14 protein-coding genes are annotated in these 13164 nt (G+C 40.2%); 5 read left to right on the forward strand and 9 right to left on the reverse strand.

Annotation, left to right across the window (positions count from 1 at the left end):
- Window positions 1-97: 97 nt before the first annotated feature.
- Complete coding sequence (locus tag AC1MGI_RS02425) at window positions 98-1600, reverse strand: leucyl aminopeptidase (protein ID WP_480348241.1); 1503 nt, start codon at window positions 1598-1600, stop codon at window positions 98-100.
- A gap of 321 nt (window positions 1601-1921) precedes the next feature.
- Here AC1MGI_RS02425 and AC1MGI_RS02430 point away from each other — a divergent pair, with 321 nt between their 5' ends.
- Window positions 1922-2401: a divergent PAP2 family protein gene (locus AC1MGI_RS02430; protein WP_480348243.1), complete on the forward strand. Its 480-nt coding sequence runs from the start codon at window positions 1922-1924 to the stop codon at window positions 2399-2401.
- A 240-nt stretch (window positions 2402-2641) separates the two neighbouring features.
- Here the strand turns inward: AC1MGI_RS02430 and AC1MGI_RS02435 are convergent, their stop codons facing one another.
- Window positions 2642-3256: a 3D domain-containing protein gene (locus AC1MGI_RS02435; RefSeq protein WP_480348245.1), complete on the reverse strand. Its 615-nt coding sequence runs from the start codon at window positions 3254-3256 to the stop codon at window positions 2642-2644.
- Window positions 3257-3593: 337 nt separating this feature from the next.
- The gene (locus tag AC1MGI_RS02440; protein ID WP_403075431.1) at window positions 3594-3911 is read right to left on the reverse strand and encodes a YuiB family protein; all 318 of its coding nucleotides are present in this window, start codon (window positions 3909-3911) and stop codon (window positions 3594-3596) included.
- 545 nt (window positions 3912-4456) lie between these two features.
- On the opposite strand from AC1MGI_RS02440, the gene AC1MGI_RS02445 reads away from it, so the two are divergent.
- Entirely contained in the window at window positions 4457-5452 is a 996-nt protein-coding gene (locus AC1MGI_RS02445) for an NAD(P)/FAD-dependent oxidoreductase (protein WP_480348247.1), read from the forward strand.
- Between the two features lie 102 nt (window positions 5453-5554).
- Here AC1MGI_RS02445 and AC1MGI_RS02450 read toward each other — a convergent pair whose 3' ends face one another.
- Window positions 5555-5917, reverse strand: a complete 363-nt coding sequence (locus AC1MGI_RS02450) for a HesB/IscA family protein (RefSeq protein ID WP_480348249.1) — start codon at window positions 5915-5917, stop codon at window positions 5555-5557.
- 190 nt (window positions 5918-6107) lie between these two features.
- On the opposite strand from AC1MGI_RS02450, the gene AC1MGI_RS02455 reads away from it, so the two are divergent.
- Window positions 6108-6821 (forward strand): DUF2225 domain-containing protein, encoded by a 714-nt coding sequence (locus AC1MGI_RS02455; RefSeq protein ID WP_480348251.1) that lies wholly within the window; start codon window positions 6108-6110, stop codon window positions 6819-6821.
- A gap of 155 nt (window positions 6822-6976) precedes the next feature.
- Here AC1MGI_RS02455 and AC1MGI_RS02460 read toward each other — a convergent pair whose 3' ends face one another.
- Window positions 6977-7213, reverse strand: a complete 237-nt coding sequence (locus AC1MGI_RS02460) for a YuzB family protein (protein WP_062185883.1) — start codon at window positions 7211-7213, stop codon at window positions 6977-6979.
- Window positions 7214-7514: 301 nt separating this feature from the next.
- Between AC1MGI_RS02460 and AC1MGI_RS02465 the strand changes: the two genes are divergently transcribed.
- Complete coding sequence (locus AC1MGI_RS02465; protein WP_480348254.1) at window positions 7515-8582, forward strand: NAD(P)/FAD-dependent oxidoreductase; 1068 nt, start codon at window positions 7515-7517, stop codon at window positions 8580-8582.
- Between the two features lie 137 nt (window positions 8583-8719).
- Here the strand turns inward: AC1MGI_RS02465 and AC1MGI_RS02470 are convergent, their stop codons facing one another.
- Entirely contained in the window at window positions 8720-9052 is a 333-nt protein-coding gene (locus AC1MGI_RS02470; RefSeq protein WP_454213176.1) for a YuzD family protein, read from the reverse strand.
- Between the two features lie 312 nt (window positions 9053-9364).
- On the opposite strand from AC1MGI_RS02470, the gene AC1MGI_RS02475 reads away from it, so the two are divergent.
- Complete coding sequence (locus tag AC1MGI_RS02475) at window positions 9365-9601, forward strand: NifU family protein (RefSeq protein ID WP_049683041.1); 237 nt, start codon at window positions 9365-9367, stop codon at window positions 9599-9601.
- A 79-nt stretch (window positions 9602-9680) separates the two neighbouring features.
- Here the strand turns inward: AC1MGI_RS02475 and thrB are convergent, their stop codons facing one another.
- Genes thrB through AC1MGI_RS02490 form a run of 3 tightly spaced genes read right to left on the reverse strand, consistent with a single transcriptional unit; the run spans window position 9681 to window position 12975 of the window.
- Window positions 9681-10619: a homoserine kinase gene (thrB, locus tag AC1MGI_RS02480; protein ID WP_480348256.1), complete on the reverse strand. Its 939-nt coding sequence runs from the start codon at window positions 10617-10619 to the stop codon at window positions 9681-9683.
- On the reverse strand, window positions 10616-11680 hold the full coding sequence (gene thrC, locus AC1MGI_RS02485; protein WP_480348258.1) for a threonine synthase: 1065 nt from the start codon (window positions 11678-11680) through the stop codon (window positions 10616-10618). Before thrC ends, thrB begins: the two co-directional genes overlap by 4 nt.
- Entirely contained in the window at window positions 11677-12975 is a 1299-nt protein-coding gene (locus tag AC1MGI_RS02490; RefSeq protein WP_062185874.1) for a homoserine dehydrogenase, read from the reverse strand. Before AC1MGI_RS02490 ends, thrC begins: the two co-directional genes overlap by 4 nt.
- Window positions 12976-13164: the final 189 nt, after the last annotated feature.

Below are 13164 nucleotides of genomic sequence, written 5' to 3' on the forward strand. Positions count from 1 at the left end.
TGAGCCTATTTTTTATTATATCAGCGGAGTATACAAGCATTTAAGCCGTTTTGCTAGCATGGAGTAAAAAACCGGAAGCAAAGGCTTCCGGTTTTCTTCAGTCTTCTTCACCAAATCGTTCTACAAGTGTAGCCAACGTTCTTGCCATAACACCTGTTGCTCCAGCAGTGCCTAGGTCATACGCTGAATTGGTTACAGATGTTCCAGCAATATCAAGATGTACCCAAGGCTTATTTTCAGCAAACTCGCCGATGAATGCTCCACCCATTATCGCATGTCCTGCAGCACCCGGTGAATTGTTCAAATCAGCAATCTTACTGTTTCGTACGCGTTCTTTGTCTTTTTCCGTAATGGGAAGGCGCCACATTGGTTCTCCTGTTTCATAAGAGGCTAATAGTACTTCCTCAAAGAATGCTTCATTATTCGTCATAGCTCCAGTCATATCCATACCAAGTGCTGTGATCACCCCACCTGTTAATGTAGCGATATCAACAAGGTAATCAGCGCCTTGCTGTAAGGCATATGTTAGTGCATCTGCTAATACAAGCCTTCCTTCTGCGTCTGTATTCAGAACTTCGATTGTTTTACCGCTCATGGACGTAATCACATCGTCCGGTTTAAAGGCGTTTCCACTCACCATATTATCGGTGGATGGAATGACTGCCACAACATTTTGCTCCGGCTTCAATTCACCGATGATTTCCATCGCTCCAAGAACAGCCGCTGCACCGCCCATATCCGTTTTCATGCCGACGATACCGGCTTTCGTTTTCAGGGAATAACCACCTGTATCAAAGGTAATTCCTTTCCCTACTAGACCGATTACATCTTTCCACTCATCTTTGCCTTGATATTTTAGAACAATCATCTTTGGCGGTTCAACAGATCCCTGGTTTACAGCAAGGAGAGCCCCCATTCCAAGCTTTAGCATCTCTTCTTTTTCAAGAATCTCCACTTCAAAATCATACTGTTCCCCAAGCTCACGCGCATAATCAGCAAGATCTGTTGATGTTAATAGATTTCCTGGCGTATTCACAAGCGTACGTGCTGAATTCGTTGCACTTCCATATACTTTCCCGACTTTTAATGAAGATAAGACCTCATCTCCATCCTCTTCACTATAAACGGTAAAGGACTCAATTTGTTTTTCAACGGAGTTTGATTTTTGTTTATACCCTGCAAATTGATAAGTCGCAAGTTCGAATGCCTCACTTAATGCATGAGCTACATCTAGGACATCGACTTTCTCTGTGACAAACGTATCTAGCGCAGCTGCTGCTGTTGTCATTTTCGCATCCTTCAACGTTTTAAATGCTTTTCCAAAAGCCTCACGCAATGCTTCAAAGGTCAATTCCTTTTCTTTCCCTAGTCCGACGAAAATTAAGCGTTTAACGCCAACCTTGCCTAATGTATGTATTTTAGAGACGGATTTCTTCTTTGCCGAAATCTCTCCATCCTTTACCAATTCCGTTAACTGACCATCTAACAGTTGATCTGCTGTAAGTCCTATTCCTTCTAATTTAACCGGCTTCTCGAACACACCGATTAATAAACACTCTTCGTGCTGATCGAAATTCAATTCATTTTTCACTGTAAACATGATGACCACTCCTTCTGTTATTCTATATTATAACGAATTTTTCAATCGGGTTCGAACGAATCCTTTCTGTCCTTAACACATGCTTGAAATTTATGTGATTAACTTTTAGTATATAAACACAAAGACAGGAAAATTATAGAATCATATCACTACGTATAGTACATCATCTAATTTTTCAAGTAAAACTAGAATTACACTGCAGGGTTAGAACCGTTTTAGGGAAATATAGAAAATACAGAGTTACCTGAACTATCATTTCATTAAAATTGCATGCGCATTATGTTAAAAAGTACTCTTTGAAAAGAAAGTAGGCGGACATACATGGAATTATTCTTTAATTTCCCTCTCGTTGCATCTCTTATCGCGATCTTCTTTGCTCAATTTATTAAAGTACCTATTCACTATATTGCACTGCGCAAGCTTGACTGGTCTTTGCTTACTTCTACAGGTGGAATGCCCAGTTCTCACTCTGCTGCTGTGACAGCACTTGCGACAGGTGTCGGCATTCAGTCAGGCGTCACATCTCCAATTTTCGCTGTCGCATCTGTATTTGCGATCATCACGATGTTTGATGCAACAGGCGTTAGAAGACAGGCCGGTGAACAAGCTGCTGTTCTCAATAAACTTGTTGCCGATTTCAATGTTTTTATTAACGAAGCCAAAAACTGGCAAAATAAAGAAGAACAGCATAAACAGCATAAATTAAAGGAATTACTTGGTCATAAGCCCATTGAAGTTTTCTTCGGTGGACTGACTGGCATCTTCATCGCCGTTATTTTATACTTTTTCGTATTTAAATAAGAAACACATCCTCATGATCTAGTTTGATGGGAAACATATGTAAAATAGGGAAATCAAATGAGCCTATCCAAACTAAACTAGCGTAGGTCAATCAGTGTCCATGGAAAGGAAGTGTCTCATCAAATTGATTGGCTTATGACTAGAGGAGCGGGCTTCTTGGAGCTAACTTCTGTGCCCCCCCCCTAAAAAACAAAAAAACCCAGCTAATCTTTTTAAGAACTGGGACTTTACATATATGATTTAATTCGCTCTATCTTTCTTAAATTGCTGACGAAACACTTGGATGGTCTTATCTTCATTAAGTGAAGTCAGAGTATCCTCAGTAAGTACACCTTCTCCTTCTTTCACAATGTATACATCCAAAGTCCTTTTACCCCAATTTTCATAAACTTCCGAAACGGTATCATAATACAAATCTAGCTTGTTTCCTTGTATCGCACTTCCCGTATCTGCAACAACCCCATAGCCGTATCCTGGGATCCATAAAATCGTTCCAATCGGGAACACATTCGGGTCTGCAGCAATCGTTGAATATACATCACGCTTTACTTTCACACCTGAATACGTGATGCCATATAGAGGGTGTCCCGGTTTTTTTCCTGTCGATTCATAGCCCGCTGTATAGCCTGTAGCAATCATGGTTTTGACAGGGTATTGACTAAAGTTCATTGTATCATCTAAAGTTTGCGGTGCTCCTGTTTCCTCCGTAGCTTGAATCATCTCATTTGCAGAAACCAGCGCTTTATTTACGATTTTTGCTTCTACACCTGTAACATGATAAAACGTAGCATGAAGTGCAGCTACAAACAAGAAGATAACTACTACTCTTCTCACTAACCCTTTTATACTATTCATATAATACTCTCTCCTTCCACACCATATATTTCTTTCCCGAACGGAATTGAAATATTCATGTAAGAGGAAAAATCTTGATTAGCTGCCACCTTAACTAGGCATCAGACATAGAAAACTAATATAGCGTTAAACACCACCAGTTACTATGAAGGATATATCATGAAGCACGCTACACTCACCCAATCTCAATGGTGGCGGTACGGATCCAGAATTTTGGATGCTTTCTCGTTAAAATCAATATACCTGATAAATAAATGGGCTATTTAGTAAGTCGCGAAGCCTAAGTCCCCATGTCCTTCATGTAAAAGCAGGCTGCCCAAAAGGACAGCCTGCTTGTTTAAAACATTTGATAGCCTTTCTTTCTCAAGACCTTAATGATAACCCCAGCCAAGATTGCTCCTACTAGTCCACTTAATAATATCGTTATATCAGCTGCATAAAGAGCAGTCAACTTCTCGCCTAAGCCGCCAAAAGCAACACCCGGGTGTCTGAAATACTCAATCAGCTTTAATTCATTAACAATATAAATGGCTATAATCGGAAATATGACGACCATAATCCAAGAAGAGCGGAATAACATATTTAATAAAAAACCGATTCCAAAAAACAATAAAAAGAAAAGAACAACAGAAATAATTAATGTAGGAAGTGCCATATTCTTTCAAATCCTCCTCAAAAAGCCTCACTATAAGTGTACTTAATGAGACAAGACACGTCAATGAAATACACCACGAAATATATGAATTGCGCAAACACTCTGATTAAACCGTTAGACAGGATTACACAAGTTTCATATTCTATTCACTTTTTTGAAACTAAGGATCGTTTGACAAAAACCACACCCTATCTAAAAAGTCATTTCGCTTGTATTTTTCACCCAAAATTAATATGGCGTTAAAACGATACCATTTACTATGAAGGATGTATCATGAAGCACGCTATACTTACCTAATCTCAATGGTGGCGGTGCGGAGCTGGAATTTTGAATGCTTTCTCGATAAAATTAGTATACCTGATAAATAAATTGGCTACATTAGTAAGTCGCGAAGCCTAAGTCCCCATGTCCTTCATACAAATACACGTTTTACTGGATAATTTCCCGAACATTCCATCTAAGCTAAGCAAATATCATGCTGTCATTTAATCATTTTATGTTAAAATATTATCATGAAGTTGATACTCTAATCGGAGGGATTCATTTTGGAAGAAAATCAAAAGGTTTATGATATTACAATAATCGGGGGCGGCCCTGTCGGTTTATTCACGGCATTCTACGGCGGAATGCGACAAGCCTCTGTGAAAATAATTGAAAGTTTACCACAACTAGGCGGACAGTTATCAGCCCTATATCCGGAAAAATACATCTATGATATAGCTGGTTTTCCAAAGGTACGCGCTCAAGAGTTAGTTGATAACTTAAAAGAGCAAATGGCGAAATTCGAACAAACGATTGTGCTCGAACAAGCTGTGCAAACCGTGGAAAAGCAAGAGGATGGTGTCTTCAAGTTAACAACTGAAAATGACGTCCATTATACGAAATCAATCATTATTACAGCTGGAAACGGGGCGTTCCAACCGCGTCGAATCGAAATCGAAGATGCCACTCAATACGAAAAAAGCAATCTTCACTACTATATCAATGATTTAAACCATTTTGCAGGCAAGAAAGTTGTCATTTTCGGTGGTGGCGATTCAGCAGTTGACTGGGCACTCATGCTTGAACCAATTGCTGAAAAAGTAATACTTGTTCACCGTCGCGATAAATTCCGCGCACATGAACACAGTGTAGAAAACTTAAGGAATTCGAAAGTCGTAATCAAAACACCATACGTACCAGCTGAGTTAATTGGTAACGGCAGTGAAATTACTCAAGTTGTTCTACAGGATGCGAAGGGGGAAGAACGTGAAGTTTATGATGTGGACGCAGTCATTGTCAATTATGGCTTTGTATCCTCCCTTGGACCTATTAAAGATTGGGGCCTTGACATCCAGAAAAATAACATCGTCGTCAATTCCAAAATGGAAACAAACATTCCTGGAATTTATGCTGCTGGTGACATTTGCACATATGATGGTAAAGTCAAGCTAATTGCAAGCGGATTTGGCGAAGCCCCAACTGCTGTTAACAACGCGAAGCAATATATGGATCCTAAAGCAAAAGTTCAACCGATGCACAGTACTTCTATGTTTGAATAAGAGAGAATTACCAATGAGACAGGTTACTTACCTGTCTCATTTTTTATAAAAAAAAGCTCCTAACCATTTAATCAGTTAGGAGCCTTATCTATATCAATATTGTTAACAGTTTTCAGGTGTCCCAGCATTTTTCGCCGTTTTAAATGAAGACCCACAGCCACATGATGCGATTGCATTAGGATTTTCAATTGTAAAACCACCACCCATTAGGGATTGTTTATAATCAATGACTGTACCGTTTAGGATTGGGCTGTCTTGTTTGTCGACAAGAATCTTTATTCCGAACTGTTCAAGCTCGTCGTCTGCTTCACCAGCATCTGGCTCAAAGCCCATTCCATAAGTAAGTCCCGTACAGCCGCCGCCTTTTACAGCAACTCGTAAAAACGAACCTTCTTCACCGTTATGTTTCATCATTTCTTTTATTTGAAAAGAAGCTGCTTCTGTAATGATCACAACTTGACTCATGTTTTCCCCTCCTTTTCCATTTCACATGAGAATTACTCTATAACTAGTATATACTATCAAAACCATTATTCTCAACTTCTCAACATTGTCATAGGAAATTAGTACAGCTTAATTTCTGTTTATCCTCTATAATAGGAATATAAGACCACACATATAGAACTACTTTTTTCTAATTAAAGAGGTGAGCATTGTGGAGACGATACAACCATTATACGATAAACAATTGAAATGCCTAGTGTGTGAACATTCATTTACATCTAAGAAAATCCGCTCACGGTTCGTGAAAGTAAACGCATACGATACTGACTTTTGCCCTTCATACAGTGACGAAGAAAGCAATGCTCTTTATTATAATATTCACGTCTGTCCATGTTGCGGCTTTTCCAGCTCAGATGATTTCTCAAAGTATTTCCCTCCGCTTACTAAGGAAGAAATCCAAACAAAGATATCCGCTCACTGGGTTCCTCATCACTTCGGCGACAAACGAACGATTCAAGATGCAATCAGTACATATAAATTAGCTGGCTATTCTGCTATTTTAAAAAAGGAAAAGCACATCACAACAGCTGGAATTTTCTTGCGCCTTGCTTGGCTATTCCGAGGTAATAAAAATCATGAGCAAGAGATCCGATTCTTAAAAATCGCGCGACAAGAATATATGGAATCCTACTCAACAGATGACTTTAAAGGTACACAAGTTTCCGAAATTCGGATTCTATATTTAATCGGGGAGCTGTCCAGACGTATATCTGATGTCCAAACAGCAGTTAAATATTTTTCCATCGTCATCGAGCAGCAAAGCAGGGCTGTCGAAACAACCATTATAGACATGGCCAGAGAACGCTGGCAGGAAATTCGGGAACAGCGAGATAATAACCAAGACCATGAACTAGTCAACTCTTAATAAAGTGAAACATCAAGCAATGGCTCCCAGCTACGCTTCTTCGATTCCTCTAAGCCCTTTAGCTGAGGGACTTAACTTTCGTTCATGCGGGATAAAATCAAGAAGTAGAGCCCGTCCACAACAAGACGGGCTCTACTTCTTGATTGATCTATATGTTAAAAGAATGGATTCTCTTCAATATGTTGATAAATATTTTTGACCAGCTCTTCATTCGTTTCTCCTGTGACAACTTCTCCATCTACCAGGGCAAACATGGAACGCGCGCATTTTCCACAGAAATTAAGGCAACCGTACTCAATGACATCTAAATCCGGGTCCCTCTCTAATTCCTCCATTGCTTGCTGCGAACCGCTTGCCAAGTTGCTGACGCAAAATTCAATTAGCGGCTTCATTCCCTCACCTCACTGTTACTAACAGATTATCCTACTCCTTATTTTAAAATTAGTCAAACAAAATACAATGGTAAATCCCCTTTAATTAGGACGATGCTGTTGTAGTTTTATACCAACTTCGATATAATTTTTATTGGTATGTAAACTTTTTCGACAGCATATATACGAAAAAATAATTAGGGATATGTACGCAACGGTGGCAAAGTGGAGGAGAAGGTGTTCAAAAAGGGTCGTACCCTTTTTGGGCATCCCAGACAGCTACATAAATTATTATGTAAAACAAACAAAGGGGATATTCACAATGAAGAACTTAGTTATACTTGGCGGTGGGTATGGGGGACTTAGAATGCTACATAGGTTGCTGCCAAATCAACTGCCAGACAATATGTCCATTACACTTATCGATCGCAATCCATATCATTGCTTGAAAACCGAATACTATGGACTTGCTGCAGGAACAATTCCTGATCACCATATTCGGGTAGCTTTTCCTGAACACCCTCGTCTACATTCCGTCTACGGTGAAATTCTTTCAGTAGATTTAGAGAATAAACAAGTCATGCTAAAAGATCAAGAACCTGTTTCTTATGATGACTTAGTTATCGGCCTAGGTTGCGAAGATAAGTTCCATAATATTCCTGGAGCAGATATACACACTTACAGTATTCAGACAATAGATAAAACACGCCAGACGTATCAAGCCTTAAATAACTTGGGGAACGGAGCAACCGTTTCCATCGTTGGCGGTGGGCTTAGTGGAGTGGAATTAGCAAGTGAGCTAATTGAAAGCCGTTCTGATTTACATGTTCGGTTATTTGACCGCGGCCCGCATATTTTGTCAGCCTTCCCTGAACGATTAAGCACGTACGTGGAAAGCTGGTTTAAGAAACATACAATCGATGTCGTTCATCATTCAAATATCACAAGAGTTGAACCGAATACTCTTTATAATGGGGATGAGCCTGTTCATAGTGATGTAATCGTCTGGACAGCCGGTATTCAGCCGAGCAAAATTGTCCGCGACCTTGATGTTAAAAAGGACAAACAAGGGCGGGTTATCCTTACACCACAGCATTTCCTTCCAAATGACGACAGCGTTTTTGTAGTGGGTGACTGCGCGAGCTTACCGCAAGCCCCAAGTGCTCAATTAGCCGAAGGCCAAGCGGAACAAATCGTTACGGTTTTAGTGAAAAAATGGGCAAACGAGCCGCTACCTGAAAGCTTCCCTGTCATTAAATTAAAAGGAACACTTGGCTCACTCGGTAGTAAACATGGCTTTGGTCTTGTCGGTGAACGCCCAATCACAGGAAGAATGGCGCGATTATTAAAATCAGGGATTCTATGGTTATACAAATATCATAATGGTTAATCAGTTGATGTAGAGAATGTCCTAAAACGAAAGGGTCAGACCCCGCAACCAAATACAGTTCATATTAAGCGTAAGTGCTACTATGAACTATGTATAGACTGCGTAGTCAGACCCTTTTAGGATATCCTCTATTTTTCTCATGCTTCTAGCGCTTGATATCCATACCTCTCCATTTCCTTTACAATTGCTTTAAGGCGTGGATTTCCTTCACCGACAATTTCATCACCAATGAGAACAAGCGGATAAAATAAGTCTTCTTCTACAATCCTTTCGGCCATTTCCTGACGTTTAGGATTCTCTTGCTGTTGGAAGATGTCAATGTAAGTAATGGCGAATGGCTGTCCTGGAAATTTCCGGGATAGCGCTGCTTCCAGCCATTCATAGGTGTCCTTTGATGACGGCAGATTTACACAGCTTGCACAGATTCTTTCCGCTCCATACACTTGTATTTCAATTAGCTTGTTTTCCATATCGATCTCCCTTTCCATGTATTCTTACTTTCATTTTACCTGAATTTTTAAAAAAGGGAACGGAAAGGTTACAGCTTTATAAAGGCGTGTTCAAAAAGAAGGATAAAAAGAAAGTCTCTCCCTTCCGTAATTAGGTATACGTGAGAACTTGGCTTGCTCAGAACGTGCTTCATTGTAGCAGAAGGTCATTAATGCGCTTCGATACAGTCCGCAAGCTTTTTTCCGGACTTTTTGACCATTCTCTATAATCTTTCCGATGGATTTTTTCATATCATACTATTATAATAAGGAGTATGAAAGGAGTCGATTGTAATGTCTGAACAAACGATGGAAGTTCAAGTACAAGAAGTACTTGATAAACTTCGTCCGTTTCTTCTTCGTGACGGCGGTGACTGTGAACTTGTCGATATAGAGGATGGAATTGTTAAATTACGTCTGCTTGGTGCATGCGGAAGCTGTCCGAGTTCTACAATTACCCTTAAAGCCGGTATAGAGCGTGCTCTTCTTGAGGAAGTTCCAGGAGTAGTTGAAGTAGAACAAGTATTCTAATAGTAGGATTAAAATAAAAGCTGACACCTCTGCATTGCGCATGAACGGTAGTCAGCTTTTTTAGTGAATCAATATTTACTTATCCAACCCAAGCAGGTTTTGTATGTTCATCCTCTAAAACCAATGTTTTACTTCCTTCGTTATCAATATCCAAAACTTCAACATCGAAATCAGGAAATTCACTTTGAAGCGATTTCTGCACGTTACAAGCAGCATTTTCTGGAACTAGACATAGCACCGTTGGTCCAGCACCGCTTAATGCCGTACCATAAGCACCGATTGCTTTTACCATCGCTTCAATTCGTGGTAGATGCGGCACTAAGTGAGCTCGATAGGATTGATGAAAACGATCCCGATTCATCATTTCTCCAGCTAATGACCAATTCCCCGACAATACAGCTCCTAGAAAGACATTGGCTGCTGCGCTCCCATGGATGGCATCTTTAAACGCTAATTTGTCTGGGAGAGCATTTCTAGAGTCTTCTGTCTTCAACTCATAATTGGGAATAACAGCGATCACCTTGATACCTTCAATTGGAAACGATAATACATCTGTGGCGTCATCGGAATGCCAGCCGACGACCAGTCCTCCCATTACCGAAGCAGCCGCATTGTCTGGATGCCCTTCGATCATGGAAGCATGTCTCGATTTCTCTTTAGTTGACAGGCCCAATTCTGCTGCAAGATTGGCCAGTTCGATTCCTGCAACGATTGCAGAAGCACTGCTTCCCAAACCTCTTGCCAGTGGGATTTCACTAGTGATTTCCAATCTACACGGTCTGAGCTGTTTGCCATAATATCCAGCCACTTCTTTTGCAATGGTAACGATATAATTTGTCTCATCACTTGGAAAAATGCTTAGTTCTTCTGACAATGGAATAACTTCCCACTTATCAGAATATCGGCCTTGAATATCTAAATATAAACCGAGCGCCATGCCAATTGAATCAAATCCAGGTCCCAGATTTGCTGTACTTGCTGGGACCCGGATGTAAAACATTTCACTTTCTACGCTCATGATTGAACCAAGCCTTGTTGCAAATGCTCTAAGATCACTTTCTCATCCATTGGCAACAATTGTGGTTTAATCTCACTATGATCAACTGCAACATTTGGATCTTTCAATCCATTTCCTGTTAAGACGGCAACAATTTTGCTGCCTTTTTTTATTTCACCGTTCTTTAATTGTTTGATGATCCCTGCGATTGAAGCACATGAGGCCGGTTCAGCAAATACACCTTCAGAACGTGCAAGTAAGCGATACGCCTCAAGAATTTCTTCATCTGACACTTCATCAACTTTTCCATTTGACTCATTTGCAGCCTCAACTGCGAATTTCCAGCTGGCAGGATTGCCGATACGAATCGCTGTCGCAATCGTTTCCGGCTCTTTAAAGATACGGTCATGAACAATAGCAGCTGATCCTTCTGCTTCAAATCCACGCATTTGTGGTAGACCTGTCTGCTTTAGTTCGTTATATTCTTTAAAACCTTTCCAATAAGCCGTAATATTGCCGGCATTTCCAACAGGAAGAGCTAAGATGTCTGGGGCAGAGCCAAGCACATCACAGATTTCAAATGCTGCTGTTTTTTGTCCTTCAATTCTGTATGGATTTACAGAGTTAACAAGGGTAATCGGCGCTTTTTCACTAATGCTTCGAACAATTTGCAAGGCGTCATCGAAGTTCCCTTCAATAGAGACGATTTCCGCACCATACATGACAGCTTGTGCAAGTTTGCCCATCGCGATTTTTCCTTCTGGAATAACAACAATACATCTCAAATTCGCACGTGCTGCATAGGCAGCTGCGGCAGCGGAAGTATTTCCTGTTGATGCACAGATAATAGCGTTACTGCCTGCTTCGACCGCTTTAGCAACCGCCATTACCATTCCGCGGTCCTTAAACGACCCAGTCGGATTCAAGCCTTCGTATTTCACATACAGTTCAATCCCCAATTCCTTCGAAAGGTTGTCACATTTAATGAGAGGCGTATTCCCTTCATGAAGGGATAAATCAGGGGTGTCCTCAGTCATAGGTAATAATTCTCGATATTCGCTTAATAGCCCTCTCCAGCTCATTTGCCATTCTCTCCTTCAACACGATATGTGCTTTTTATTTCTTTAACCATTTCATAATCATTTAGTTTCTGTTGGATTTTTTCAAATTCAGTTAATGTTGCGTGATGCGTTACGAGTACAATTTCAGATGATCCTTTTTCATTTAACGGTAGCTGAAGGATTTTATCAAAACTTACTCCGTGCTCTGCGAACAGCATTGTGATCTTGGCTAGTACGCCCACTTCATCCTTCACATGTAATCTAATGAAGAATTTCGCATGAATTTCAGATGGCTGTTTCATTGTCTTCGGATATTGTGGTGCAACTGCACTTCGACCATTCACACCAAGTCGCATATTCTTTAACACAGCCACCAAATCAGACACAACGGAAGTAGCTGTTGGAAGGCTTCCAGCACCTGGACCATAGAACATCGTTTCACCGACAGCTTCGCCATACACATAGACTGCATTATACTCATTATGCACAGATGCTAACGGATGATGCTCAGGCAATAGTGCTGGTTGTACGCTTACTTCAACCTTTTCACCATCTCTTGAAGACAAGCCGATTAGCTTCATCGTATAACCAAGCTTCTTACTGTATTCTAAATCTTCTTCAGAAATTTCAGTAATCCCTTGCACGGTTACATCCTCAAGATCAATCGTCATCGAAAATCCGAGCGTAGCAAGAATCGCCATTTTTCTGGCAGCATCCAATCCGCTCACATCTGCTGTAGGGTCCGCTTCAGCAAATCCCAATTCTTGAGCTTCCTTTAATACATCTTCATAAGCGCTTCCGTCTTGACTCATTTTCGTTAAGATGAAATTCGTTGTACCGTTCACAATTCCCATCATTTTCGTAATTCTGTCAGAAGCAAGTCCATCTGCAAGCCCACGAAGAATCGGAATTCCCCCGGCAACACTTGCTTCATAAAATAAATCACATTCATTCGCAGTTGCTTCTTTTAATAACTGTGAACCGTATAAAGCCATTAAATCTTTATTGGCTGTAATAATATGCTTTTTATTTCTTATTGCCCGAAGGAGATAATCTTTCGTTTCTTCAATGCCTCCCATAACCTCAATGATGACATCAATTTCAGGATCGTCTAAAATATCATTTACATTAGACGTTAATACGCTCTTATCTATAATAACCTGACGTTCTTTCGCAGGATCATTCACAAGGATCTTCTTAATAGTGACTGGGCATCCAATTTGATGCATCAGCTTATCTTGATGTTGTTCAATAATCTTTACAACCCCAGATCCGACCGTACCGAGGCCTAATAATCCAATTGACATTGCTTTCATACGGCTCCACCTCTTATGTTTTTATCAAAAATACATTTGTGTTTGTATAGTAGACATTATACGTGTTAATTTTTATATTTACAATAGTTAGACAACGCTTTTTTTTATTATTCTGCAAATTGTTCTTTTAGTCAAAAAAAATACACGAAATAATGGTATCTTAAAGGATCTGGCCCTTTAGGACACCAT

It is taken from the genome of Peribacillus sp. BM1, assembly GCF_056679975.1.

What these genes read in the sequence shown, in the direction of transcription:
- thrC (WP_480348258.1), bottom strand. Translation starts at nt 11,680, where the DNA reads ATGAGCTGGAGAGGGCTATTAAGCGAATATCGAGAATTATTACCTATG.
- AC1MGI_RS02425 (WP_480348241.1), bottom strand. Translation starts at nt 1,600, where the DNA reads ATGTTTACAGTGAAAAATGAATTGAATTTCGATCAGCACGAAGAGTGT.
- AC1MGI_RS02475 (WP_049683041.1), top strand. Translation starts at nt 9,365, where the DNA reads ATGTCTGAACAAACGATGGAAGTTCAAGTACAAGAAGTACTTGATAAA.
- AC1MGI_RS02465 (WP_480348254.1), top strand. Translation starts at nt 7,515, where the DNA reads ATGAAGAACTTAGTTATACTTGGCGGTGGGTATGGGGGACTTAGAATG.
- AC1MGI_RS02470 (WP_454213176.1), bottom strand. Translation starts at nt 9,052, where the DNA reads ATGGAAAACAAGCTAATTGAAATACAAGTGTATGGAGCGGAAAGAATC.
- thrB (WP_480348256.1), bottom strand. Translation starts at nt 10,619, where the DNA reads ATGAGCGTAGAAAGTGAAATGTTTTACATCCGGGTCCCAGCAAGTACA.
- AC1MGI_RS02490 (WP_062185874.1), bottom strand. Translation starts at nt 12,975, where the DNA reads ATGAAAGCAATGTCAATTGGATTATTAGGCCTCGGTACGGTCGGATCT.
- AC1MGI_RS02435 (WP_480348245.1), bottom strand. Translation starts at nt 3,256, where the DNA reads ATGAATAGTATAAAAGGGTTAGTGAGAAGAGTAGTAGTTATCTTCTTG.
- AC1MGI_RS02430 (WP_480348243.1), top strand. Translation starts at nt 1,922, where the DNA reads ATGGAATTATTCTTTAATTTCCCTCTCGTTGCATCTCTTATCGCGATC.
- AC1MGI_RS02460 (WP_062185883.1), bottom strand. Translation starts at nt 7,213, where the DNA reads ATGAAGCCGCTAATTGAATTTTGCGTCAGCAACTTGGCAAGCGGTTCG.
- AC1MGI_RS02450 (WP_480348249.1), bottom strand. Translation starts at nt 5,917, where the DNA reads ATGAGTCAAGTTGTGATCATTACAGAAGCAGCTTCTTTTCAAATAAAA.
- AC1MGI_RS02440 (WP_403075431.1), bottom strand. Translation starts at nt 3,911, where the DNA reads ATGGCACTTCCTACATTAATTATTTCTGTTGTTCTTTTCTTTTTATTG.